We start from the raw sequence: 24,956 nt of genomic DNA, 5'->3' as shown, positions 1-24,956 counted from the left end.
GAGGATTTTATTCATTGTGGGGAAATCTTTTAGGTTGTGATACCAAATCATCCACAGCTTAGTAATATCTGCGTTCTTTTAACAAATGGCATTTTTTGCAGACTATTACAATCTGGTGGCCTTTCGGGAGACCGAGGAGTTCTTTTTCGGACATACCACCCATTTTGAGGAGAACGACTGCGTATACCGCTACTGCCACGATGAGGGCGATCAGGGTTGCGATTCTTCCTCCGATGAAGGTGTCAAGTACGAAATGAACTGCCCATGCCAAAATTGCCATAACAGCTCCGGCGATAGACGGAATGGCAAAAGTCTTACGGCTCTCCTGAAGATATCCACATGCTTCACGGATATCATGTGCATTCATGATACACATGCATAAAGAGAACACAATCTTACTTCCAATCAGTGCATAAATGCCCCATTTGAACATAACAAGCATAATAAACAGAGATACAATATGTAGTATCAGGGATACCGTTGCATTTTTTACCGGTTCCATCATACGGTCCAGACCCTGAAGCACTGTATTCGTAACGGTTGAAAGTGAATAAAATACCAGAGAAATCGCTCCAACCTTCAGCATAATTCCCTGTGTTACATTATCTACATTCGGCCACAGGAAATCCATGATCGGCTGACCAAGTGCAAAGAATCCGAACGCGCTTGGAATCGCGATCAGCATCGTATAACGGATAACCATGTAAATCCGGTTATGTAACAGTCTTCTGTCATGATTCTCTGCCGCGCTTACAAGCCCCGGGATCACAGATGATCCCAATGCACTCGCAACGGCAAGCGGTACGTTGAACAGGGTATAATACTGTCCTAATTTACCAAGAAGCTCTGCACAGACCGCCTCACTGGTTCCCTGTGCACCCATGATCTTATTGAACATAGCACTGTCAATAACATTTGCACTGTTATAAATCGTTGTACTTAAAATGATCGGTGCGATCGTCAGAATCAGGATCTTGAAAATCGCATGGTAATCATCCAGTTCTGTCGAGGTATCCCGCTTCATCTGCCGCATCATCGGCTTGCGGAATGCCACATAGCAGAACAGTAAGAACAACAGACCGATCAGCGCACCGGCTACTGTACCAAGTGTCCCTCCTGCTGCGGAATAGGCTGGTCCTAAAAGGTTATTCCCCTGCACCTTAGCCATCTGTTTTCCATTTTCCAGAAGAACGGCTGCACCTACAACGCTGACAATCGCATTGAGAAGCTGTTCAATGATCTGCGAAATTGCAGTCGGGATCATCGTTCCCATTCCCTGGAAATAGCCACGAAAAACTGCCATAATCGCACAGATCAGAAGTCCGGGAGCAAGCACCTTCAAAGAATAGCAGCTCATTTTGGCTCCCATCAGATATTCTGCGATCGCCTCTGCTCCAAAAAATACGATCACCATGATCGTGACACCAGACAGCGTAGCTATAATCAGCGATGTCTTCAATACCCTGAATGCATTTTTCCGCTCTCCTGCCGCCATTTTGAGAGACACCAGCTTTGATACCGCAACCGGCAGACTGTAAGACGAAATGATCAGAGCAATAGAATACACCTGAAATGCCATATCATAATAGCCCTGTCCTTTAAGCCCCATAATATTGAGCATCGGGATCCGGTATACTGCCCCGATGATCTTTGTGATAATACCGGCTGCCGCAAGGATGCTTCCCTGCATCAGAAAGCTGCCGCCCTTTGATTTTTTCTTTTTACCCATACGTTATAACCTCATACTTTTATCTATCTTGTAATTCCCAGCATCTCCAGAACTTCCCGCTGTTTCTTTTCCATCACGAGCCGTTCTTCATCTTCCATATGGTCATAACCTAACAAGTGCAACATACTGTGCGCAATAAGGAAAGCAAATTCACGTTCTACCGAATGGCCATATTCTTCTGCCTGCTCTTTTGCACGCTCTTTGGAAATCACAATATTGCCGAGCATCAGTTCTCCGGTCTCCGGATCAAATGAACTGTCATCTGTATCCAGATATGCATAATCAGCCGGTGACGGGAATTCCGTCATCGGAAATGACAGGACATCGGTTGCACGGTCGATTCCGCGAAATTCCAGGTTCATCTGCCGGATCTCTTCGTTCATCGTAAGAAGAAGTTCTACCTGCGCCTCATACGGACACTTCTCATAATCCAGGACTGCATCTGCTACTTTTGTCGCCAGTTCTTCATAAGGCAGCTTTAAATCCAATGCTCCCTCATCCTCTAAAAATAGTCTCATCTTGTTCCTCGTTTCTTTCTGTCCCTAGTGTGGGATTTTTTCTGTTCCTGCTTCTGCTCATATTCCTCGTACGCTTTAACAATTCGCTGTACCAGCGGATGTCTGACAACATCCCGGCTGGTCAGACGGCAAATCGAAATATCTTCCAGATTCTTTACTACATTCACTGCCACATCAAGTCCGGATGTCTGTCCTGCCGGAAGGTCTTTCTGTGTAGAGTCTCCGGTGATCACGACTTTGGATCCAAAACCAATACGTGTCAGGAACATCTTCATCTGCGCCGGTGTGGTATTCTGTGCTTCATCCAGAATAATAAACGCGTTGTCAAGGGTTCTGCCTCGCATATAGGCAAGAGGTGCAACCTCGATCAGCCCTTTTTCTGAATTCTTGATAAAGCTTTCTGCTCCCATGATCTGATAAAGTGCATCATAAAGTGGTCTTAAATATGGATCGATCTTGCTCTGCAGATCTCCCGGCAAAAAGCCAAGCTTTTCTCCTGCTTCAATTGCCGGACGTGTCAGAATGATACGCCCCACTTCATTGCGTTTGAATGCCGTGATCGCCATTGCCATCGCCAGATAAGTTTTACCGGTTCCGGCAGGGCCAAGACCAAAGGTGATCATCTTTTCCCGGATCGCATCCACATATTTCTTCTGTCCGAGCGTCTTTGGTTTGATTGGTTTTCCCTGAAGTGTATGACAGATCAGGTCTTTATCAATTGTCAGAATATCTTCCGTACTGTCTTCCATCGTAAGGGACAGGGCATAGTCTACATTCTGCTCCTGGATCGTGTTCCCGCGTCTGGAAAGCTCGGTAAGCTGCGACAATACCTGCTGCGCCCTCTCAACATTCTTTTCTTCCCCAAGAACTTTCACCTTTCCATCCCGCGCGATCAGTGTAACATGTAAGGCTCTCTCAATTTTTTTTGCAAATATATCAAACTGGCCAAACACATTTTTTTCATGGTCAGCCGGTATGTCTATCATGGTCTCAAGAATTCCCATAAATCAGTTTCCTTCCTGCTGTATATTTTCTTCATCTGCCTTCGGCAGTTCATGTACCGTTCCTTTTTGTAAAGTTCCGAACGGTCCGGATAAAACCAGTTCCCCCTTTGCCGAATACTGGTTCGTCTCCCTGTATATTTTAACATCATTCTCTGAAATTTGAACCCCTTTTTTCTCTAATCGGGCGCAAAACTTCTCAAAATTATAAGACAGAATTTCTCTTGCTTCCCTGTCTGTATAAGAAATCTCCTCTTTCCTGCTCTCTTTGCTCTGTTCAACCCTTACCGAGACCGGAAACGGAAAATGTCTCTCCAGATATAGGGTATATCTGCAGGTCAGTGCATTATATTCCGGGTAAGGCAGCTCCCGTCTGCCAAAAAGATACAGCCTCCCCGGTGTTTCTATCCAGAGCCTCAAGCTCTTCTTGCCGGTATCTTTCCATATCGGATGCAGCCTGTCAAGAATATCTGTATACGCAACCGTTGTCTGTGCTATTATGTCTGCATCCGATACCTGGTACCGGTATCCTGCCACCTCATCTGAATCATTCTTTACTTCCACACTCCCACTCACAAGGATCTCTCCTTTTTTTACCTCACTGCCTTCCCGGACAAGCGGAGCCCCTTTTCGTGTAATGATCTTCTGAATGATTCCATCCGCTTCTGCCACAATATCCATCGGTGCTTCCGCCTCAGATTCTGTCTGCAGTTCCTTCCGGTCAGGATTCTCCCTGACTTTAATCTTCAGACAACTCCCATGAACATAAGCTGAAACCCAGATAATATCATCGTATTCCATACGGATATCTTTTTCAATCCGGTCACAGTCTACATTCTTTTTTGCCATTCCGCAGGCAATTCCCTTTTCTGCCAGAAAAGAAAGCAAAACCTCATCTGTCCTTGCAAGGTTTCCATCAATCTGAATCTTCCATATAAAAGAAGAAAGCAGAAAGATCAGACAGATTGCGATGACCGCTCCTGTAAAAAAAAGCTTCCGTCCACGGTATTTATGTATAAAAAACGGGACTCCTCTTTTCTGGGTGATTCGTACCTTTGCCCTGCTCTTCCTTACCAGTGGTCGCAGTCTGCGAAAATCCCGGACGCGGATATTCATCTCATATGCCCCTTTTGCCGGTCTCAGATTCCAGAGAAAAATCCCATGATAACAGCAAAGATTTAAAAAACGTTCCGGTGAATATCCTTCGACTCTGATGCGCAGGTATCCGGCAAGATTATTCAGAATATATCGCAGCATCTTCGTCATCCCTTCCTAAGAATACTCAATTTTCTCTACCTTTCCGGTAATCTTCATATCGGTTGTCGTATAGTAGTTGATCTCAAGTGATTTCCCTGTGATGCGAATCTGCCCACTACGTACGTTTATGCGGATCAGCTGTTCGGTATATTCCAGAATTCCACGGTAATTCTCTATATTCACTTCATAATGCCCTGTAAGAGTCAGAATCGGGACACCCAGCACCACATCCTTCGGCAAATTTGCTGCATCTGCCATGCGATACCTTCGTGTCCCGTCTTCTTGTTCGGATCTCTGTCTCATATTGCCGCATATACCGTTTTGTTGACAGTGTATGCTCCAGAACCACATAATATTCCTATGCTGTATAATTGCTGAATTTTCCCGGGATCAGTCTTCCCGCACATGCATGAATTTCAATCTGACCTTTTTCTCCGGCGATAAACTTTAATACTGTTGTCTCATCTGACGGTTCCGGTGTCGGTCTGCCAATCGTAAGCACATTTTTCTTTGCGTAAGTTATAAAGGTATATTCACTGCCCGGCCGCAGAGAACAGATAGGCCTGCCATTTAAGAAAAATGCATCCTGTCCGCCGGTATAACCGCCCTCTTCTTCGATAATACGGATCGTTGCCGGAGCAAAAAGACAATCCGGTTCCTGCTGTGGCTGTCCCCAGACATTCTGTTGATTATTCCAGCTGTTCTGATTCTGATTCCATCCATTCTGTTGATTGTTCCAGCCGTTCTGATTCTGGCTCCAGCCATTTTGCTGATTATCCCAGCCGTTCTGATTCTGGTTCCAGCCATTCTGTTGATTATCCCTGCCGTTCTGATTCTGGTTCCAGCCATTTTGCTGATTATCCCAGCCGTTCTGGTTCTGATTCCATCCACCTGACTGATTATTCCATCCATCTGGCTGGTCTTCTGGTCTGTAATTTCCCATCGGTGCTTTTTTTGCAACCCAGTAAGAAGTGAAACCGCCAATTGCAGCTCCGATAATTCCAAAAACATATGCCCCGTAAAATGCATTATCACCTGCATTTAAAAGCTGCATCAGCCAGACCCCGACAAAAGTACCGGTAAATTCAAGGCCAAACCACAATCCCAGTGTCAATGCACGATATTTTTTTGGATTCTGTCCTCTTTCTATCGCGTGCTTTCCATTCACACGCCAAAGCCATATAAGACAAATAATTTCTAACATTTGTTTTCCCTCTTTCGCGCTTGTATTTTGTTACATAAAGGTATTATATCGTCAATCGCAGCCGAAAACAATCCGTTATTCTGTGAAAACTTTATAAAATCGAACAGACTGGCTCATCCATGATCCGGATATACAAAAAATCGATCCTACTTTTCCTGTGATTGTAAGATCGATTTTTTATTTCTTTGTTATACTTGAATTCTCGCTGCGGCGTCCTGGCTGATAGCGAACCGCTTCTGGTCAGATGCTATGATCATCATACCACTGGCATCATTCTGGATCACATGGATTTCGCTGCCCTCTTTGATTTTGAATTCCTTTAATTTTTCCAGCACCTCCGGCACTCCGAACATCCATTTGATCGTGTACCGTTTTCCCGGAACAGCTGTTGATAATGCCTGCATTTTTACACCTTCTTTTTTTCTCCTTTGACTTTCCTACAGTATACCCGCTTTCATATTAGTTAGTCAACAGCAATGTTTTTTAGTTATTATATACACAATTCTATTGAATTAGCCGCATTTAACAATTATTTTCAGAATTCAACTTCTGTTTTAAACCCCCACTATAAGTTTGCAACTATATTATCCGTGCATCTCAAAAACTTAATTTATAAAACATATGAGAAAACAAATTTACATTTTTTAAGCAGTTTTGTCTGAAAAATTGAAAAACAACGGAACTTTCCACCTTGTATTTACAAGAAATTTTGAACGTGCTATCCTCCCACTATCGACAACGTCGAAAATATGAAATGACAACAGCAGCACAGACATGCAGAAAGAGGAATCATTATGAATTTAGAAAAAATGAGAATGGAATCAGATTCAATTGGAGAAATGGAGGTCCCTGTAGATGCATACTACGGTGTCCAGTCCCTGCGCGCAAAGCAGAATTTTCCGATCACAGGAAACAAGTTACATCCACTTTTCATTCAGAACCTGGCAAAAATAAAAAAAGCCGCCGCACTGACCAACCGGAGTGCTCTCAGACTTCCTGTTACCAAAGCATCCGCCATCATCAAAGCCTGCGATGAAATTGTAGAAGGCAAATTTCGTGACGAATTTATTGTTGATGCAATTCAGGGCGGTGCCGGAACCAGTGCAAATATGAATATAAATGAAGTGATCGCAAATCGTGCCGAAGAAATTCTCGGTGGGAAAAAGGGCGCATATCTGCTGGTCCACCCTAACGATCATGTCAATATGGCTCAGTCAACCAATGATGTGATTCCGACAGCAGGAAAGCTGACTGTTCTCGATCTGTTAAAGCCTCTCACAAAGGAACTTGACCGGCTTGCCGTCTGCCTCACAGAAAAGAGCGAAGAATTTGATGATGTTCTGAAAATGGGAAGAACACAGCTGCAGGATGCCGTTCCGATGCGTCTTGGTCAGACATTTCACAGCTATTCCTCTATGGTACGACGGGATGTAGAACGTATCCGCAGCATCTCTCATGAAATGTATACCGTAAATCTTGGCGGAACTGCGATTGGAAGTGCCATCAACGTCTCTGAAATCTACCTTCATAACATTGTCCCGAAACTCAAAAAAGTAACCGGCTATCCTCTGAAACAGGCAGATGATCTGTTTGATGCCACAGAGAATCTGGACGGATTCGTTGCCATATCCGGTGCCGTAAAGACCTGTGCCATAGATCTCTCCAAAATGTGCAACGATCTCCGGCTTCTCTCTTCCGGTCCAAAAACAGGACTTGGCGAGATCAACCTTCCTGCACGTCAGAATGGCTCCTCCATCATGCCCGGAAAGGTCAATCCGGTCATTCCGGAGGTCGTCACACAGGTCGCTTTCCATATCGTAGGTCACGATACAACCATCACAATGGCTGCTGAAGCAGGTCAGATGGAACTCAATGCTTTTGAGCCTGTCGTATTCTATAACCTGTTCGAATCGATCAGCACCCTTCAGGAGGCTGTCTCTACTCTGATCGACAATTGTATCAGCGGAATCACGGCAAACCGCGAAAGATGCCTGTCCCTGATGGAAAGCAGTGCCGGAATCGCAACCGCCCTCTGCCCGTATCTGGGATATAAAACCTCCGCAAGAATCGCGAAAACAGCTCTGAAAACCGGAAAAACTGTACGGGAGCTGGTTCTGGAAGAAAATCTGATCAAGGCAGACGAACTGGATGAAGTTCTGGATGCTTATGCAATGACCGAACCTGAAGTCGTACTCATAAAAGAAGCAATGTAACAAGACAAAAGCCCCAGAATTTATCAACTCATTTCCCGTGATAAATCCTGGGACTTCCTTCATTTAAAATACCACCGTTTCCCCTGTTCCAAGCGCATGTACCATTTCGCCAAGTTCTTTTTTCAGGATCCTGAATGCAATATTTCCGGTACAGTGACCGGTATAGATTTCCTCTACACCAAGCCCTTTCAATTCCTGCGCAGTTTTCACAACCTCTTCCTCCGGTATGGCAAGTGTATCCATGCCCGAAAGCTTCATCATATGGAATCCACCGACAACCGCATAGACCTTTTGTCCGCCGAGTGCCATCTGCACTTCCCGCACAATATTGACGATTCCCCCATGGGAACAGCTGTTAAATATCACCAGTCCCTTTCCTGTCTCAAAAACCACACTCTGCTCATGTGCGAAATCATCTGCAATAAACTCTCCACCGATTTTCCGGTACATGTGCGCCCTGCGTCCCACCTCATCCAGACCGCCGGTAAAATGCGGCACGACCCAGACACCTTTTTCAACTTCACAGACTGCATTTAACGGACGGAACCGCTCTTTATAATTTTCCAGAAGATGCTGCGGAATTCCAATATACTTATCTTTTCCTTCTGTCCGGTAAAAGCAGTTCTCATCAGACGTCTCCTGCATATAGACCGCTGCTTTGTCATTCTCCTTAAAAAACTCCTCAAAACCGCCACTGTGGTCATAATGTGCATGGGATAAAAACGCCGTGTCTACTTCTGAAAGATCAATCCCCAGCTCCTTTGCATTTTCTGCAAAGAGCGCTGTTGCGCCAGTATCCAGAAGGTACGTCTTCCCCTCATATTCGATATAAACCGACAGCCCATGTTCTGCACAAAGTCTGCATCTGGAACTGTTTTCTACTAATACTACCATCTTCATATGAATCAGCCTCTTTTCTATTTGTGATAGGGTTCTCCCGACATGATCCGGTATCCACGGTAAATCTGCTCCAGCAGAATTACACGCATCAGCTGGTGCGGAAATGTCATTTTTGAAAAACTAAGTGCATAATCCGATTTTTCCAGAACTGCTTTCCCGATTCCTATGGATCCGCCAATCACAAAAATAATGTGGCTGGTTCCCTGAATGCCGAGTTTTTCAATTTTCTCTGAAAATTCTTCGGAGGTCAGCTGCTTTCCGCCAATCTCCAGTGTAATAAGATATGCATCCTCACGGATATATTTCAAAAGGCGTTCAGCCTCTTTTTGCCGGATCATTTCCTCTGCATTTTCGCTGGCATTGTCCGGTGTCTTTTCATCTGCCACCTCAATAATCTCCAGCTTGCAGTAGCGGCTCAGTCTCTTCGTATATTCCGCGATCGCATCCCTCAGATACTTTTCTTTTATTTTTCCAACCGTCAGTACGGTTATCTTCATCCTGTTCTTTCCTCTCTTTCGCTGTATCAGTCTGTACAGTTATGCCCTTTCATACATATAAAGCTCATGCAGTGCTCTTGTTGCACAGATGTATTTTGCCTGCCCGGTCATCGGATTTTCTTTCTTCGGGAACACACCGAATACCTGATCAAATTCCAATCCCTTTGCCATATAGAACGTCGTTACTGTCACGCCTTTTTCAAAGGTACTGCTGTCCCGGTCAATACAATTTACCGGAAGTCCACGGTTTGAAAGCATCCTGGTCATTGTATATGCCTCGTCCATCGTCTCCGTCAGAACTGCGGCGGTCTCATATTTGTCCATTCCGGCATCTGCCTCCCGGATAAGTTCATTTAACAGTTCCTCATCCGAATCAAATGTCTTTTCGGTCACTGGTTTGCCATGACGTTCCAGATATTCCAGATGCTTTTCCCCGGTAAATTTCGCTGCATACTCTGCGATTTCAATAGTATTCCGGTAACTTTTATTCATAATGATCTTGCGGATCGTACGTCCGAAAATCTTCGGCAGAAATGTCAGTACATCCTGCATCTGACTGTCCAGTGTCTGCGCCCGGTCGCCAAGGATCGTCATCCTGCAGGAAAACAGCTGGGCCAGTACCACGTACTGCAAATATGAATAATCCTGCATCTCGTCGATCACCAGATGCTTGATATGCTTATGTCTGGTTCCTCCAAGCATCCGGTATTTAAGATAAAGTACCGGAAATACGTCTTCATACTGGAGTTTTCTGTTCTCGTACGGAATTTTTTCCAGTGTCTCATACCCACTGTCCTCCAAAAACCAGTTATATATTTTGTAAATATCACGGGTCACATACATCCGGTTGAATTTCTCCCGTATCTCTTCTACCTCATCTTCCGGAAGATTCCGGTTATACAATGTCTCGTATTCATCCACCAGATATTCCATCACCGCATCCATTCTTGCAAGGATCGGAATATCCTGAAATTTGAAATAGAACAGATGAATCAGCTCCTCTTCGGTCTTTTCCAGAGTACGGATCTTAACCGGCCTAAAATCCATCAGCTGATCTTCCAGCACTGCCAGAAAGCCTTCCATCTCTCCGACAAATCCGGCAGACTGCTTCTTCAGATAGCTCTCCCGGATTCCCATCTCCGGAAAATGGATCAGCTTCTCCAGATAATCATAACGGTCCTCGCAGTCCGATACGATTCCTTTCAATTCTCTGTACGCAAACAGATCAAAACTCATCTCCTGGATATTTTCTTCTCCAAGCTCTGGCAGAATGTGGGAAATATAGTCCGCAAATACGCTGTTCGGTGAAAGGATCAGGATATCCGATGCTTTTAAATTTTTCCTGTCGTGATACAAAAGATATGCAATCCGGTGCAGTGCAACGGAGGTTTTTCCACTTCCTGCGGCTCCCTGAATGACCAGAACTTTGTCCTTTACATTCCGAATGATCTCATTCTGTTCTTTCTGGATAGTACGGACGATATTCTTCAGTTGTACATCCCCGTTACTTCCAAGCTCCTGTTTCAGGATCTCATCATCAATCTTGGTGTCACTTTCAAATGCATAAACCATCTTCCCGTTCTTGATCTTATACTGCCATTTGGAAGTAATCTCCCCTTCAATGGTTCCTCCAGGTGCTTCATAAGAAGCCTGTCCTCTGTCATAATCATAAAAAAGGCCGCTCACTGGTGCCCTCCAGTCGTAGATCAGTGGCGTCATTCCTGCCTTAGGCGCAAAATTGCCGATTCCGATGTAAAAACTTTCGCTTTCTTCTTCCCCCTCAAAGAGAAAATCCACTCTTCCGAAATATGGGGAGTCAATCATTTTCTTAAGGCGCTGTTTTTTCATCAGACGCTCATTGTTAGCATTAACTTCTCCGAGAAGTGCCTGCTGATTATCATAATTTTCATAACCATACTCATCCATTTCCGTATAGTTTTCCCAATAATAATCATGCATGCTCTCAATCTGTTTTTCTCCTTCAAGAAACGATGCGTTGATCTCGGTAATGCGTGTCTTCAGTTTCTCTTCAACCTCTTCCAGAAACCGAATCTCACTGTTCATTGCGTCGTTGTTACTCATATTCAAACCCTCTCATGATTACATTTTCTGATGATTTGTGCAATCTCTTCCGGTGTCTTTGCAATGTAATCTGCACCGGCACTTTGAAGCTCCGCAAGATCCCCGTATCCATACAGGACACCGATCACCTGGATCCCATTCTCCTTTGCACCGTAGATATCATTATTTCTGTCGCCGACCATGACTACCTGATCGTAGTTCTCCCTTTCCACACCCAGGTTATCCAGCGCATAGCGGATCACATCTGCCTTCCGGATCAGTGATCCATCCATCGTAGCCCCGTAAATCCCTGTAAAATATTTTGCAAAGTCAAATTTGTCTGCAATCCTTTTTGCATACTCTTCCGGCTTGGATGTTGCCACTGCAAGTATATATCCTTCATTCTCCAAGGATTCCAGCGTCTCCGCAAGTCCTTCATACACCGAATTCTCAAAAATGCCTTTCACCGCATAATATTCCCGGTAATATTTTACTCCAAGCAGTGCCTCTTCCTCAGACATCCCATAATATTTCTCCATCGATTCCGTCAGCGGCGGTCCGATAAATTTCTTTAAAGTATCCCGATCACCAACCTCCCGGTTCATTTTATTCAACGCATACTCCACCGAATTCATGATCCCCGGTCCCGATTCCGTAATCGTCCCATCCAAGTCAAATAAGATATATTTATACTTCATAATACCCCTCTTTCACAAAATAATACTTTTCCTATTGTACCATTTTTAACTCTTCTTGTCTAGGAAACCACACCTTCAGAACATTTCAAAATTAACATCAAGACTACAAACAAGCAACTGGGTTTCCACCCTTTATAACTACCAGTTTTCTCCTCCTTTGTATAATTTCTTTGCCGTTTTTACCAGCACTGTAGAACGACCACTTTGAAAAAAATAATCGTTCCAATTCTATTTTTGTGCAATGGAGATGAAACTCAAAAATTATGGAAGCCTTTGCTGACATAATTTTCGCCCTAAGAGGTTCATCGGAATGGTTTGCACAACTTGAATTGGAACGATTATTTTTTTCAAAGTGGTCCACACAACCTATAAAAACCGCAGTCCCACCAAAGGAAACTGCGGTCATAATTTTATTTATTTGAAAGATACTCGTCGATACCTCTTGCACCAGCTTTTCCGGCTCCCATAGCAAGGATTACTGTAGCTGCACCTGTTACGGCATCTCCACCTGCGTATACGCCTTCTTTAGAAGTCTTTCCATGTTCTTCGTCTGCAACGATACATTTCCATTTGTTAACTTCCAGTCCTTCTGTTGTAGAAGAAATCAGCGGGTTCGGTGATGTTCCGAGTGACATGATAACTGTATCAACATCGATCACGAATTCAGAACCTTCAACCGGAACAGGACGTCTTCTTCCTGATGCGTCCGGTTCACCAAGTTCCATACGAATACATTTGATTCCTTTTACCCATCCATCTTCTTCGAGGATTTCTACCGGGTTTGTCAGAAGATCGAACTGTACACCTTCTTCTTTTGCGTGATGAACTTCTTCCACACGGGCCGGAAGCTCTTCTTCGCTACGACGGTATACGATATGAACTTCTGCTCCAAGACGGAGAGCTGTTCTTGCAGCATCCATTGCTACGTTACCACCACCAACAACTGCAACTTTCTTACCAGCTGCGATCGGTGTATCATAAGAATCATCAAACGCTTTCATAAGGTTACTTCTTGTCAGGTATTCATTTGCAGAAAATACACCGTTGGCATTTTCTCCCGGGATTCCCATGAATTTTGGAAGTCCTGCTCCTGATCCGATAAATACTGCTTCGAATCCTTCGTCTTCAATCAGCATATCGATTGTAGTAGATTTACCGATTACAACGTTTGTCTCAAAGTGAACACCAAGCTCTTTTACTTTTGCGATCTCTTTTGCAACGACTTTCTGTTTTGGAAGACGGAATTCCGGAATACCATATACAAGTACTCCACCGAGTTCATGAAGTGCTTCAAATACAGTTACATCATAGCCAAGCTTTGCAAGGTCGCCTGCACAGGTAAGTCCTGCAGGACCTGAACCGATAACGGCAACTTTGTGTCCGTTCTTCTTGTCAGCTCCAACCGGTTTGATGTCATGCTCCAGAGCATAATCAGCAACGAATCTTTCCAGCTTACCGATAGAAATAGATTCTCCTTTGATACCACGGATACATTTTCCTTCGCACTGTGATTCCTGAGGACATACACGTCCACAAACAGCAGGGAGTGCAGAAGACTGTCCGATAATCTTATATGCTTCTTCGATATTGCCTTCTTTTACTTCATGAACGAATGCAGGAATATTGATTCCTACCGGGCATCCCTGAATACATTTAGCATTCTTACAGTTGATGCAACGGCTTGCTTCTTCCATTGCCTCTTCCTGATTATATCCATAACATACTTCTTCAAAATTTGTTGCACGTACCTTCGGATCCTGTTCTCTTACAGGTACTTTCTTTAATACGTCTGCCATTATTCGTCACCTCCGCAATGACCGCATCCACCGTGATGTGTGTCACCTTCTTGTAATTTCAGCATAGCTCTGCCTTCCTGAGTCTTATACATCTGCTGTCTCTTCATTGCTTCATCAAAGTTAACGAGATGTCCGTCAAATTCCGGTCCGTCTACACATGCAAATTTGATTTCATCACCTACATGGAGACGGCATGCGCCACACATACCTGTTCCGTCTACCATGATCGGGTTCATGCTGACGATAGTCGGAATTTCGAGTTTCTTTGTGAGCAGACAAACGAATTTCATCATGATCATCGGTCCGATTGCAACACAGACATCATACTTGTTACCTTCTGCAACAAGTGCTTCGATCTTTGTTGTTACCATACCTGCATGTCCGTATGTACCGTCATCTGTACATGGGTAATAATTTCCTGCAACTGCTTCCATCTCTTTTTCGAGAATCAGCATATCTTTTGTCTTAGAACCAACGATAACATCTACATCGATCCCATGTGCGTGCATCCATTTAACCTGCGGGTATACAGGGGCTGCACCAACACCGCCGGCTACAAATAAGATCTTTTTATTCTTCAGGCTCTCAATATCTTCTGAAATCAGTTCAGATGGACATCCAAGTGGTCCTGTGAAATCTCTGAAAGAGTCTCCTGCTTTTAATTGTGCCATCTTCTCAGTAGATGCTCCTACTGTCTGGAATACGATGGTAATTGTTCCTTCTTCTCTGTCATAATCGCAGATTGTCAGCGGAATTCTTTCCCCCTTGTCATCCATCTTGACAATTACGAACTGTCCTGGCTCACAGTGCTTTGCCACACGTGGTGCTTCTACATCCATAAGATAAATCTTATCAGCCAGTTTTTCAGCTTTTCTTATCTTGTACATTGCATTGCCTCCTAAAATATTTACTCTCTTTATGATAAATTATTGCAAAGTAAATAGCAAGTATTTCTTTTTAATTTGTTAAAAAATTATTTATGCCATAAATATAACTATCTTTTTTATCTATAAGTACCAATATTTCTTCTATAAATCTGCCAAAATTCTTCCGGTTACCAAATTTTTCAACCGTATTAAATCTTGTGCCGGCACGAATTTGTACCTGCTGACCGGATATAAAATGAGACAGACGGTCAGTATCGAGTCCGTCTGTCTCTGTAAGAACTATATTCTCTTTTTTAGAAATCTACTTCTGTTCCATAATATGTACAGTTGAAAAGTTTTTCCATAGCTGCCGGATCGATCGGACGTGGGTTGGATCCTGTACATGCATCACCAACTGCAAGTTCTGAAATCTTCGCAATTTTTTCTTTGAATTCTGCTTCGTCAACACCGAAATCTTTCAGTGTCTTCGGAATATTCAGCTCTACATTAAATGCATCGATCTTTGCACACAGGCTGTTGATCAGCGCTTTCTCAGATGTACCCGGAAGTCCCATTCTGCGTGCGATTTCTGCATAACGTTTTGCAGCGACTGGATCTTTTGCATTGTATTTAATTACATATGGAAGGTAAATTGCATTTGCGCATCCGTGCGGAATATGTCCGGTTGAGAATGCCGCACCTGTCTTATGTGCCATAGAATGTACGATTCCAAGAAGTGCATTGGAGAATGCCATTCCTGCAAGGCACTGTGCATAATGCATCTGCTCTCTTGCTACCATATCGCATTTGTAAGATGCCGGAAGGTAATCCAGAACCATCTCGATCGCCTGCAGTGCAAGCGGATCTGTAAATGGACAGTTCAGGGTAGATACATAAGCTTCAATCGCATGTGTCAGTGCATCCATACCTGTGTAAGCAACCTGCTTTACCGGGAGACCCATAACAAGATCCGGATCTACGATTGCAACGTCCGGTGTAATATTAAAATCGGCAAGTGGGTATTTTACTCCGGTCTGATAGTTGGTAATAACAGAGAACGCCGTTACTTCTGTCGCTGTTCCTGATGTTGACGGAATTGCAGCAAATTTTGCTTTTGTTCTCAGTTCCGGGAAGTTGAACGGAATACAGAGATCTTCAAATGTAACATCCGGATATTCGTAGAATGCCCACATTGCTTTTGCGGCATCAATCGGCGATCCGCCACCCATAGCTACGATCCAGTCCGGCTGGAACTCCTGCATAACTGCTGCACCTTTCATAACAGTCTCAACAGATGGATCTGGCTCAACTCCTTCAAAAAGCTTTACTTCCATTCCTGCTTCCTTCAGATAGTTCTCAGCTCTGTCGAGGAATCCCTGACGCTTCATGGAGCCTCCTCCAACAACCAGGATTGCTTTTTTTCCTTTCAGGTTCTTCAGTTCTTCAAGACATCCTTTTCCGTGGTAAATATCTCTTGGTAATGTAAATCTACTCATTTCAAACACTCCTTTGCCCTTAAAGTATGTTATCTTTTTGACAATTATATTGTATCTCAAATCTAAGCTTTCTGCAACATTTTACCACAAATAAATTGTACTTATTTCCATACAATTATACATTTTTAATAAACCATATTATTTCCACCCTATTCATAAAACATTTGATTTGTGATATTTTTCACATATTTTACGCAAGTTTTTCACAAATAAAAGTAATTGAAAAGAGTACGCTTTACCAGTCATGCTCTGACAAGCAGACGGCTCGGCATACTCTCTTCTTAAAATCGGATTTTAATTTGTATTCAGTTCATAATTTCTTCTTGTGACATCACTTAATCTGCCTTTTTGATCCTGCAGAACAAAACTGAAAATCGTACTTCCCTCCGGCATTACGATCGGTCCGGTATATTCCTGCGTCGCAGAATTATTCTCCGGATCCGGATCTGATCCATCCGTCGTGTAATATGCCGTATACTTATCCGGTACAACTACACTGATTGACTGGACATGGTCATACTGCCCGGTCGACGGAGTTACCGCCGGTGCATCTGCAATCGGGAACTCAACTTTATAGGTTTTACTTTCTGTCAGGCTTGGAATCCCTTTCTTATTAACAGAAATCGCCTTCACCGTCGTCTCACCTTCACCGATCTTGATCGGTTCTGTATATTTCGTACTTGAAGTTGTCGGCTCTGAACCGTCTGTCGTATAGTAGATTGCTTTTCCTTTTCCGGTCAGTTCCAGTGCCTGCACTTCATCATATGTCTCTGTCTCATCCAGACTAAACTTCGGTTCATCTGACACATAATCCTTCAGTTCTTCCAGGACCGTATCACTGGTACATGCATTCAGAAGCGGTGATACTTTTTCTTCCTGTTTGGTATCAATATAAAATTCTACCGCTGCACGATAAATTTCTGCATTTCCGGACTGCTTTGCAATCTCGTCTGTAAAAACTTCTTCTGCCTGATCCAGATCATCCTGGGCAATATAAACCTTTGAAATCCCTGTATAAGCTTCTGCTTTCTTCGGACTTCCGGAAGCTGCTTTTTCAAATACAGTGAGTGCGTTCTCATATTCGGAAGCTGCCAGAAGCCGGTATCCTTTCTTTACTTTTCCGGTATATGAATTTTGATAAAACAGGAAAATGAGTCCTGCCAGAACAATACACCCCGCCAGCAGCATAAGCAGCATTTTCCGGCGTTTTTTTCTGGCACGCTCTTTTCTCTTTTCTGCCCGCATACGCCGCAATCTGCGTTCTTCTTCATACGCTCTTCTCGTCTGTTCCCGCGCATCTTCTCTTTGACTCACACGTCCGGTAGCCGGTCTGACATCACTGCGTCTGACCGCCGCATCTCTTCCACGCCTGGTCACAGTTTCCTGCTGGCGACGACCAACACTTCCTGAATTTCCTACACACCTGGTCTCTCCTCCAACACTTTCCCGTCTTTCATATGCCGGATTTGCTGCACCAGAATAGATGCCATCTTGCTTTTCCTGCTCACCCAGATGAAGCGACATTGTCTGTGTAATGCCTCCTTTTAGCTGAGCAGTCAGCATATCATCAAGTGGGTTATAATCAGGCACAATCTGTATTTCCCTGCCGCAGCTAGGACAGATCAGCTGATCTTCAGGCAAATCTGCTCCACAGTGCATACATTTCATTGTCTTTCGTCTCCTTCTGGTATCATACTTCATTTAGAACAATCCGGTAATTTTACCGTCTTCTACATCAATTCCATTTGCTGCAGGTACTTTCGGAAGACCTGGCATGGTCATGATCGCTCCGGTAAGAGCAACAACAAATCCTGCTCCTGCATTTACATAAACTTCACGGATATGGATATCAAAGTTCTCCGGGCGTCCAAGAAGCTTCGCATCATCGGACAGAGAATACTGATTCTTTGCCATACATACAGGGAACTTGCCAAAGCCCATTGATTCAATTCGTGCAAGCTGTTTCTTTGCAGCAGGTTCATATACAACACTCTTTGCTCCGTAAATCTCTTTGCAGATTGTCTCGATCTTCTCTGCAATTGATAACTCATCACTGTAAATCGGATGATAATGGCTTTCTTTTGTCTCCAGAGTCTGTAATACCTTCTCTGCCAGCTCTTTTCCGCCGTCTCCGCCTTTACCCCATACTTCTGCAAGGGCAAATTCACAGCCTCTGTCTTCGCAGAACTTACGGATAAATTCGTATTCTGCTTCCGTATCACTGACAAATGAATTCAGGGTAACCACAACCGGAACTCCGAATTTCTGCAGGTTCTCAATATGCTTTTCAAGATTTACAATTCCCTTTGCAAGAGCATCCAGGTTCTCTTTGTTCAGTTCGTCTTTCGGCACGCCACCATTGTATTTTAATGCACGTACCGTTGCAACCAGAACTACTGCATCCGGTTTCAGTCCCGCCATACGGCACTTGATATCCATAAACTTCTCTGCACCCAGATCTGCACCAAATCCCGCTTCTGTGATCGTGATATCACTCAGCTTAAGTGCCATCTTGGTTGCACGTACACTGTTGCAGCCATGTGCAATATTTGCGAATGGGCCGCCATGTACCAGTGCCGGTGTATGCTCCAGAGTCTGGATAATATTCGGTTTGATCGCATCCTTTAACAGTGCTGTCATTGCACCGGTTGCCTGAAGCTGGTCAGCTGTAACCGGTTCTCCGGAAAATGTATAGGCAACAATGATTCTGCCAAGACGTTTTTTCAGATCTTCCAGATCGTCTGCCAGACATAAAATTGCCATGATTTCGGACGCAACCGTGATCACAAAATGATCCTCTCTTACCATTCCGTCCATTTTATTTCCAAGACCGACTACTACATTACGCAGTACACGGTCATTCATATCTACACACCGTTTCCATACAACCTGTCTCGGATCGATCCCAAGAGCATTTCCCTGCTGGATATGGTTGTCAAGAAGAGCTGCAAGCAGGTTATTTGCTGATGTGATCGCATGAAAATCTCCGGTAAAATGAAGATTCAGATCTTCCATCGGTACAACCTGTGCATAACCGCCTCCGGCAGCACCGCCTTTAATTCCAAAGCAAGGTCCGAGCGATGGCTCGCGCAGAGCGATCAGGGCTTTTTTACCGAGCTTTGCCATTGCCTCTCCAAGTCCGACGGTAATCGTCGTCTTCCCCTCTCCCGCCGGAGTCGGATTGATTGCAGTGACAAGTACCAGCTTTCCATTCGGTCTGTCTTTTACTCTTTCCATCAGTTCATCTGATAATTTTGCCTTATACTTGCCGTAAAACTCAAGGTCTTCCTCTTCAATTCCAATCTTTGCTGCAACCTCGCGAATATGGAGCATCTCTGCCTCCTGTGCAATCTGAATGTCTGTCTTCATAATCATATCCTCCCTTTTTTCTTATGCGTTTCTTAAACTGATTCTTCTATGTATTGTTCAAACTGTTCCATAGACATCAGTACTTTTCTTGGTTTGGTACCTTCTTCTTCTCCTACGACTCCCGCCTCGGCAAGCTGATCCATAATCCGCGCCGCACGGTTAAACCCGATCTTAAACACCCGTTGGAGCATTCCGATCGATGCTTTGTCTTTTTCAATGATAAACTTTCCTGCATCTACAAAGTAGACATCTTTGTCGTCCCCGGAAGATGCTCCTCCCGCAGATACATTCTGATTACTGTTCACCTGCTTCTGGACCTCTTCACTGTATGCTGTGCCTCCGCCGTTCTCTTTCAGGAAATCAACCACTGCCTGGACTTCTTTATCAGAAACAAAAGCCCCCTGAACACGTACCGGCTTCTGATAGCCAGCCGGATAGAACAACATATCGCCTTTTCCAAGCAGCTTCTCCGCGCCATTCATATCAATGATGGTACGGGAATCCACACCGGATGATACAGAAAATGCTATTCTTGATGGCATATTCGCCTTGATCAGACCGGTAATGACATTAACCGATGGTCTCTGCGTTGCAAGAACCAGATGAAGTCCTGCCGCACGCGCAAGCTGTGCCAGACGGCAGATCGCCTCTTCCACTTCTCCGGGTGCAACCATCATCAGGTCTGCAAGTTCGTCTACGATGATCACAATCTGTGGAAGTTTCTGTGCTTTATCCGGATCATCAATATCTTTAATGTTCTCGACTTTATCATTGTAACCTTTCAGATCACGGACATTATACTCGGCAAAAAGCTGATAACGTCTGTTCATTTCCGCAACCGCCCAGTTCAAAGCTCCTGCTGCCTTCTTCGGATCCGTTACAACCGGGATCATCAGATGTGGAATTCCATTATATACACTTAATTCCACTACCTTTGGATCTACCATAATCAGCTTTACATCCTCCGGTTTTGCTTTGTAGATAATACTCATAATGATCGTATTGATACAGACAGATTTACCGGAGCCGGTAGCTCCTGCAACAAGTAAATGCGGCATCTTTGCGATATCCGATACCACCACTTTACCTGAAATGTCACGACCTGTCGCAAATGCGATCCGCGATCTACTTTTCTTAAATTCATCTGATTCCAGAAGATCACGCAGCATAACTGCAGTATTTTCCTTATTCGGAACTTCAATGCCGACTGCTGCTTTTCCAGGGATCGGTGCCTCAATACGGATATCGGCCGCCGCCAGGTTCAGCTTGATATCATCCGCAAGTCCTACGATCTTACTGACTTTCACTCCCATCTCAGGCTGTAACTCATAGCGTGTGACAGAAGGTCCGCAGCTGATATTAGTAATCGTAACATTCACGCCGAAGGTTTGAAGTGTCTTCTGGAGCTTTGCTGCTGTCTCACGCAGATGCGCATCCGAATCTCCGGAAGTTTTACTTCCATGCTTCAACAGACTAAGCGGCGGGAAGCGGTATTCCCTGACCGGTTTCTCACTTTTTGCAATCGTATCTGCAACAGCAGCAACCTCTTTGGGGATATCTGCCTTAACTTTTGGATTTCCGGAGACCTGACTTTTTACTCCGTCTTCTGTCTGCACCGCTGATAAATTTTCTTCAGCCACATCTGTCTGCATATCTTTACCAGACTCCGGCTCTTTTTCCGTTTCCTGCATCGCTCCTTTTAAGAACTTCGGGAGCTTTTCTTTCACCGGCTCAAGAGGAACCGGTTCCGGATCCGGGATCAGCTCTGTAGCGGAGAGGGGCATCGCACGATTGATCACAACATCATCCAGCGCAATTTTCCCAGTCTGTTCCATAATGTGCTTTGCCGCCGCTTCTTCTGCACCTGCAAGCACGCTGCTCATATCTTTCCGGCTGCGTCTGGTAGCTTTCTTTTCTGTACTTTCCTTTGCTTCTTTTCCGGCTGTTTCTTCTGCTTTTCCTGCCTCGTCCTCTTTTCTTCCAACTGTCGAATTAAAGGAAACGCCACTTACCTGATAATCAACACGCATAGCTTCCCGTCTTGCCCTGCGTTCCTCAGCCTCTTCTTTACGCTTCTGCATGTCCTCTCTGGCACGGTCATACGCTTTTTCCCCGCCGATCTTCATTCCTTTTAGAATAGACTTTTCTGTGATAAGGACTACACAGATCACCATTAAAATGATCACGACAACATATGTACCCACTTTACCGATTGCCGGCACCAGCCTGACCGCAATTGCCTTTCCAACAAATCCGCCTTTTTCATCGATCAGTTCAAAGAGCACACAGCACTGAACCAGTAATACAACGCCTGCAGCAGTCTTAATATATGCGATCCTGTTTCCTTTATTGGAAACCACAAACGCGACTCCACAAAATAAAAGCAGTGGAAATACATACGCCATCCAGCCCATCATCCCCTGCTGCAGTGCTGCAATCTTTCTTCCAAATGCACCTGCAAGTCCGAAATTGCTGATCGTAAGCAGAATTCCTACCGCAAGCGTCACCCAGATCAGAATCTCCGTTGCAAGAAATGATTCTTCCTGCGGCGCAGCTTTTGATGTGGTATTCTTTCTGGTTGTTTTCGCAGATTTTGCAGACTTTGTACTCGTCTTCTTCGCAGGCTGCCGCTTTTTCGCCGTGCTCTGCTTTGCATTTTTCTTTGTTCCGGTTGTCTTTGAAGCCATCAAACTTCCCCCTTGTATTTATACTCTTTATCTTGTAATCAAATGACCGATTCCTTCTACTCTCTCCCCAGATATAGTATCCGGAATCAGTCATCAAAAGTGTATACTTGTACATGCTATTTTATTATAGCATTCTCTTCGCCTTATGTCATCTCATAATTTTTATCAGTATTTTCCATTTTTTCATCAATCATTTCATGCAATTTATTTAATGCATCTCTTATTCCGCCAACCTCATCAATGAGTCCTTCCTCCACTGCACGTTTTCCTTCCAGCATTGTCCCCACGTCTTTGACAAGCTGTGTGGAATCCAGCATCAGTTCTTCAATCCGCTCCTGTGACATTCCGGAATGCTCTGCAAGGAATCCGGTGATCCGGTCCTGCGTCTTTTCAATATTCCGCAGGCTCTGTGCCACACCGATGAACATTCCGCTTGTCCGCACCGGGTGAATGATCATCGTTCCACTTGGAACAATAAAAGAATAATCCGCAGACACAGCAAGAGGACCACCGATAGAATGACACCCTCCAAGTACCAGAGATACTGTCGGTTTGCTTAAAGATGCAATCATTTCCGCAATCGCAAGTCCCGCCTCCACATCTCCGCCCAGTGTATTTAAGAGAATCAGCACACCGTCTGTCTGAACACTGTTCTCAATCTGTGCCAGTTTTGGAAGCAGGTGTTCATACTTGGTTGCCTTTGTACTGCCGGAAACCGCCTCATGTCCTTCTACTTCGCCGATGATCGTGAGCAGCTCGATCTGATGATTCCGACGTCGGTCAAGCGGAAGCATTCCCATTTCTTTAACATGTTCATCTTCTTCCTTTGTATTTTCCGGCTCTGCCTCTCTGACTGCCTTTTCTTTATTTTCCATATTTTCTACGTTCTGTTCCCTGCTCTTTTTCTTGCGTATCTGATATTCTTTTACATCCGTTTCTTCCTGTATTTTCATTGCCGCATTCCTCCGTTCTTTTTAGCTTAGTATGGACAATGCTTATAAAAATATGCAGGATTTCCAATGCAGGAATGAATAACAGGTTCCTGTACCGACACAAATCTGTACCTGATTCACTGTATATGCAAAAGAGAATGTGACTCGGCACATTCTCTTTGATTTAATCATTATGAAAATAAATATTTCCTGCGCAGGCTATATACCATATCTGTATAAATCTTGCGGCATGCCTCCAGATTATCGGATTCGATCATGGAAACACATGGGTGAAGATAATGGTTCCAGATATCTGCATATACATCTTCTGAATTTTCCATCCGGTTGATCCGGTTTACGATTGTCGGAGCAATATCGTAATACTCGGCAACGATTTCTTCGCCGCCTTCCTGATTCACCAGATATTCATCCCTGTATCTTCTCATCAGATTCAGTTCATAACAGTTATCCGGTTTGCCAAGGCTTGCACATACAGCTGTAGTAATATAGCAGAGACGGGATTTAAAGCCTCCCTGGATCTGCTCGAATTCCGATTTACTGATCTTAAGTTCCAGATCATGATCATTCCAGCGTTCGACCATGCAGTCTACAATCTCTTCACAAGCATCCATTCTGCCATAGCGGAACATCGGGATTACATACGTAACCATGCCAAGATTATATTTCATAAGTACATTTTCTTTTTTTCTTTTTGAACTTTCCTGATCCAGTACTCTCCGCATTCTATCCGGCAGAACAGCGGCAATCTCTTTAATTTCTTCCTGTCTGTCTTCCGAATTCTCGCATTCCTGTGCAATCTCAGTAAAAAGCGGCTTATACTTCTCGTATGCATTTTTAAACGAATCCGCATAAGTCTTTTTATTGAAATCTCCGGAAATCGGAATTATCTGGTCAAACAGGTCATTCAGTCCATCCTGTATACTCTGATTCATTCAGGTTCCTCCCGGAATCAATCCTATGCTTCTTCCCAGTTATGATATACTTCCTGTACATCATCATCATCTTCAAGAAGATCAAGCGTCTTCTGAATGTTCTTGATGTCTTCTTCGTTGTCCAGAGTTACCCATGTCTGTGGTATCATTGTAACTTCTGCACTTGCCATCGGGATTCCTGCTTCTTCCAGAGCAAGACGAACCTCACTGAAATCATTCGGATCTGTAAGGATCTCAAAGCTGTCCTCTTCTTCTGAAAAATCTTCTGCTCCTGCATCCAGTGCCTGCATCATCAGATCATCTGCATCCAGTTCACATTCTTCTTTATCGACAATGATCTGTCCTTTCTGATCAAACATGAAAGATACACATCCGCTGGTTCCGATATTTCCTTTTCCCTTTGTGAAAGCGCTTCTTACATTAGAAGCAGTACGGTTACGGTTATCAGTAAGTGCATCAACGATGATTGCAGTTCCGTTCGGTCCGTATCCTTCGTATACGATGTGTTCGTAGTTGTTAGCATCTCCGTCTCCGGCTGCTTTTTTAATACTTCTGTCAATATTGTCATTTGGCATATTATTTGCTTTTGCCTTTGCAATCGCATCACGGAGTCTGCTGTTGTTAGCCGGATCAGCTCCGCCTCCTTCTTTGACTGCTACAGCGATTTCACGACCGATCTTCGTGAATACTTTTCCTTTTGCTGCGTCGTTTTTTTCTTTTTTATGCTTGATATTCGCAAATTTTGAATGTCCTGACATTACTTTTTACCTCTCTTCAGT

At 44.1% G+C, this 24,956-nt stretch carries 21 protein-coding genes; 1 reads left to right on the top strand and 20 read right to left on the bottom strand.

The window, feature by feature from the left end:
* Positions 1–58: 58 nt before the first annotated feature.
* The 7 genes from ACYQ5K_RS04590 to ACYQ5K_RS04560 all read right to left on the bottom strand — a co-directional run bounded on the left by ACYQ5K_RS04590 (position 59) and on the right by ACYQ5K_RS04560 (position 6,113).
* Positions 59–1,729 carry a putative polysaccharide biosynthesis protein gene (locus ACYQ5K_RS04590; RefSeq protein WP_173688143.1) on the bottom strand — a complete coding sequence of 557 codons (1,671 nt, stop codon included), beginning with the start codon at positions 1,727–1,729 and terminating at the stop codon, positions 59–61.
* 23 nt (positions 1,730–1,752) lie between these two features.
* Positions 1,753–2,247 carry an rRNA maturation RNase YbeY gene (ybeY, locus tag ACYQ5K_RS04585; RefSeq protein WP_008370797.1) on the bottom strand — a complete coding sequence of 165 codons (495 nt, stop codon included), beginning with the start codon at positions 2,245–2,247 and terminating at the stop codon, positions 1,753–1,755.
* Positions 2,244–3,251 (bottom strand): PhoH family protein, encoded by a 1,008-nt coding sequence (locus tag ACYQ5K_RS04580; protein ID WP_173688142.1) that lies wholly within the window; start codon positions 3,249–3,251, stop codon positions 2,244–2,246. The genes ybeY and ACYQ5K_RS04580 overlap by 4 nt, the downstream gene beginning before the upstream one ends.
* Before the next feature lie 3 nt (positions 3,252–3,254).
* Positions 3,255–4,505 (bottom strand): sporulation protein YqfD, encoded by a 1,251-nt coding sequence (locus ACYQ5K_RS04575; RefSeq protein WP_195230366.1) that lies wholly within the window; start codon positions 4,503–4,505, stop codon positions 3,255–3,257.
* Positions 4,506–4,520: 15 nt separating this feature from the next.
* Positions 4,521–4,763, bottom strand: a complete 243-nt coding sequence (gene yqfC, locus ACYQ5K_RS04570; protein WP_022219963.1) for a sporulation protein YqfC — start codon at positions 4,761–4,763, stop codon at positions 4,521–4,523.
* A 100-nt stretch (positions 4,764–4,863) separates the two neighbouring features.
* A complete protein-coding gene (locus ACYQ5K_RS04565; RefSeq protein WP_173688140.1) occupies positions 4,864–5,709 on the bottom strand; it encodes a hypothetical protein in 846 nt (281 codons plus the stop codon).
* Positions 5,710–5,897: 188 nt separating this feature from the next.
* Positions 5,898–6,113, bottom strand: coding sequence for a ferrous iron transport protein A (locus ACYQ5K_RS04560; protein WP_173688139.1), 216 nt, complete (start codon positions 6,111–6,113; stop codon positions 5,898–5,900).
* Between the two features lie 390 nt (positions 6,114–6,503).
* On the opposite strand from ACYQ5K_RS04560, the gene ACYQ5K_RS04555 reads away from it, so the two are divergent.
* Positions 6,504–7,922, top strand: a complete 1,419-nt coding sequence (locus tag ACYQ5K_RS04555; RefSeq protein WP_459777298.1) for an aspartate ammonia-lyase — start codon at positions 6,504–6,506, stop codon at positions 7,920–7,922.
* Between the two features lie 63 nt (positions 7,923–7,985).
* Here the strand turns inward: ACYQ5K_RS04555 and ACYQ5K_RS04550 are convergent, their stop codons facing one another.
* The 13 genes from ACYQ5K_RS04550 to ACYQ5K_RS04490 form a co-directional block, all read right to left on the bottom strand.
* Positions 7,986–8,822, bottom strand: a complete 837-nt coding sequence (locus tag ACYQ5K_RS04550; RefSeq protein WP_459777297.1) for an MBL fold metallo-hydrolase — start codon at positions 8,820–8,822, stop codon at positions 7,986–7,988.
* A gap of 17 nt (positions 8,823–8,839) precedes the next feature.
* The gene (gene rlmH, locus ACYQ5K_RS04545) at positions 8,840–9,319 is read right to left on the bottom strand and encodes a 23S rRNA (pseudouridine(1915)-N(3))-methyltransferase RlmH (RefSeq protein WP_022219903.1); all 480 of its coding nucleotides are present in this window, start codon (positions 9,317–9,319) and stop codon (positions 8,840–8,842) included.
* Positions 9,320–9,358: 39 nt separating this feature from the next.
* Positions 9,359–11,383, bottom strand: coding sequence for a HelD family protein (locus ACYQ5K_RS04540; RefSeq protein ID WP_459777306.1), 2,025 nt, complete (start codon positions 11,381–11,383; stop codon positions 9,359–9,361).
* A 20-nt stretch (positions 11,384–11,403) separates the two neighbouring features.
* The gene (locus ACYQ5K_RS04535) at positions 11,404–12,078 is read right to left on the bottom strand and encodes an HAD family hydrolase (protein WP_459777296.1); all 675 of its coding nucleotides are present in this window, start codon (positions 12,076–12,078) and stop codon (positions 11,404–11,406) included.
* 410 nt (positions 12,079–12,488) lie between these two features.
* Positions 12,489–13,874, bottom strand: a complete 1,386-nt coding sequence (gene gltA / locus ACYQ5K_RS04530) for an NADPH-dependent glutamate synthase (RefSeq protein WP_173688135.1) — start codon at positions 13,872–13,874, stop codon at positions 12,489–12,491.
* The gene (locus ACYQ5K_RS04525) at positions 13,874–14,761 is read right to left on the bottom strand and encodes a sulfide/dihydroorotate dehydrogenase-like FAD/NAD-binding protein (protein WP_055156711.1); all 888 of its coding nucleotides are present in this window, start codon (positions 14,759–14,761) and stop codon (positions 13,874–13,876) included. Before ACYQ5K_RS04525 ends, gltA begins: the two co-directional genes overlap by 1 nt.
* A 293-nt stretch (positions 14,762–15,054) precedes the next feature.
* Positions 15,055–16,236 carry an iron-containing alcohol dehydrogenase gene (locus ACYQ5K_RS04520; RefSeq protein WP_173688134.1) on the bottom strand — a complete coding sequence of 394 codons (1,182 nt, stop codon included), beginning with the start codon at positions 16,234–16,236 and terminating at the stop codon, positions 15,055–15,057.
* A 294-nt stretch (positions 16,237–16,530) separates the two neighbouring features.
* On the bottom strand, positions 16,531–17,904 hold the full coding sequence (locus tag ACYQ5K_RS04515) for a chitobiase/beta-hexosaminidase C-terminal domain-containing protein (RefSeq protein WP_459777295.1): 1,374 nt from the start codon (positions 17,902–17,904) through the stop codon (positions 16,531–16,533).
* A 33-nt stretch (positions 17,905–17,937) separates the two neighbouring features.
* Positions 17,938–19,605, bottom strand: coding sequence for a formate--tetrahydrofolate ligase (locus ACYQ5K_RS04510; protein WP_173688132.1), 1,668 nt, complete (start codon positions 19,603–19,605; stop codon positions 17,938–17,940).
* A gap of 32 nt (positions 19,606–19,637) precedes the next feature.
* Positions 19,638–22,292 (bottom strand): FtsK/SpoIIIE family DNA translocase, encoded by a 2,655-nt coding sequence (locus tag ACYQ5K_RS04505; RefSeq protein WP_173688131.1) that lies wholly within the window; start codon positions 22,290–22,292, stop codon positions 19,638–19,640.
* Between the two features lie 143 nt (positions 22,293–22,435).
* Positions 22,436–23,167 carry a ClpP family protease gene (locus ACYQ5K_RS04500; protein WP_173688197.1) on the bottom strand — a complete coding sequence of 244 codons (732 nt, stop codon included), beginning with the start codon at positions 23,165–23,167 and terminating at the stop codon, positions 22,436–22,438.
* Positions 23,168–23,415: 248 nt separating this feature from the next.
* Positions 23,416–24,177: a CFI-box-CTERM domain-containing protein gene (locus ACYQ5K_RS04495; protein ID WP_195230360.1), complete on the bottom strand. Its 762-nt coding sequence runs from the start codon at positions 24,175–24,177 to the stop codon at positions 23,416–23,418.
* A gap of 23 nt (positions 24,178–24,200) precedes the next feature.
* Entirely contained in the window at positions 24,201–24,935 is a 735-nt protein-coding gene (locus tag ACYQ5K_RS04490) for a YebC/PmpR family DNA-binding transcriptional regulator (RefSeq protein ID WP_022219892.1), read from the bottom strand.
* Positions 24,936–24,956 lie beyond the last annotated feature (21 nt).

The organism is Allocoprococcus similis (genome assembly GCF_054660775.1).
This window is presented reverse-complemented; position numbering and strand designations above follow the sequence as displayed.

Excerpts from the sequence above, each read along its gene's own strand:
- ACYQ5K_RS04590 (WP_173688143.1), bottom strand. The coding sequence starts at position 1,729 with ATGGGTAAAAAGAAAAAATCAAAGGGCGGCAGCTTTCTGATGCAGGGA.
- ybeY (WP_008370797.1), bottom strand. The coding sequence starts at position 2,247 with ATGAGACTATTTTTAGAGGATGAGGGAGCATTGGATTTAAAGCTGCCT.
- ACYQ5K_RS04580 (WP_173688142.1), bottom strand. The coding sequence starts at position 3,251 with ATGGGAATTCTTGAGACCATGATAGACATACCGGCTGACCATGAAAAA.
- ACYQ5K_RS04575 (WP_195230366.1), bottom strand. The coding sequence starts at position 4,505 with ATGCTGCGATATATTCTGAATAATCTTGCCGGATACCTGCGCATCAGA.
- yqfC (WP_022219963.1), bottom strand. The coding sequence starts at position 4,763 with ATGGCAGATGCAGCAAATTTGCCGAAGGATGTGGTGCTGGGTGTCCCG.
- ACYQ5K_RS04565 (WP_173688140.1), bottom strand. The coding sequence starts at position 5,709 with ATGTTAGAAATTATTTGTCTTATATGGCTTTGGCGTGTGAATGGAAAG.
- ACYQ5K_RS04560 (WP_173688139.1), bottom strand. The coding sequence starts at position 6,113 with ATGCAGGCATTATCAACAGCTGTTCCGGGAAAACGGTACACGATCAAA.
- ACYQ5K_RS04555 (WP_459777298.1), top strand. The coding sequence starts at position 6,504 with ATGAATTTAGAAAAAATGAGAATGGAATCAGATTCAATTGGAGAAATG.
- ACYQ5K_RS04550 (WP_459777297.1), bottom strand. The coding sequence starts at position 8,822 with ATGAAGATGGTAGTATTAGTAGAAAACAGTTCCAGATGCAGACTTTGT.
- rlmH (WP_022219903.1), bottom strand. The coding sequence starts at position 9,319 with ATGAAGATAACCGTACTGACGGTTGGAAAAATAAAAGAAAAGTATCTG.
- ACYQ5K_RS04540 (WP_459777306.1), bottom strand. The coding sequence starts at position 11,383 with ATGAACAGTGAGATTCGGTTTCTGGAAGAGGTTGAAGAGAAACTGAAG.
- ACYQ5K_RS04535 (WP_459777296.1), bottom strand. The coding sequence starts at position 12,078 with ATGAAGTATAAATATATCTTATTTGACTTGGATGGGACGATTACGGAA.
- gltA (WP_173688135.1), bottom strand. The coding sequence starts at position 13,874 with ATGGCAGACGTATTAAAGAAAGTACCTGTAAGAGAACAGGATCCGAAG.
- ACYQ5K_RS04525 (WP_055156711.1), bottom strand. The coding sequence starts at position 14,761 with ATGTACAAGATAAGAAAAGCTGAAAAACTGGCTGATAAGATTTATCTT.
- ACYQ5K_RS04520 (WP_173688134.1), bottom strand. The coding sequence starts at position 16,236 with ATGAGTAGATTTACATTACCAAGAGATATTTACCACGGAAAAGGATGT.
- ACYQ5K_RS04515 (WP_459777295.1), bottom strand. The coding sequence starts at position 17,904 with ATGAAATGTATGCACTGTGGAGCAGATTTGCCTGAAGATCAGCTGATC.
- ACYQ5K_RS04510 (WP_173688132.1), bottom strand. The coding sequence starts at position 19,605 with ATGAAGACAGACATTCAGATTGCACAGGAGGCAGAGATGCTCCATATT.
- ACYQ5K_RS04505 (WP_173688131.1), bottom strand. The coding sequence starts at position 22,292 with ATGGCTTCAAAGACAACCGGAACAAAGAAAAATGCAAAGCAGAGCACG.
- ACYQ5K_RS04500 (WP_173688197.1), bottom strand. The coding sequence starts at position 23,167 with ATGGAAAATAAAGAAAAGGCAGTCAGAGAGGCAGAGCCGGAAAATACA.
- ACYQ5K_RS04495 (WP_195230360.1), bottom strand. The coding sequence starts at position 24,177 with ATGAATCAGAGTATACAGGATGGACTGAATGACCTGTTTGACCAGATA.
- ACYQ5K_RS04490 (WP_022219892.1), bottom strand. The coding sequence starts at position 24,935 with ATGTCAGGACATTCAAAATTTGCGAATATCAAGCATAAAAAAGAAAAA.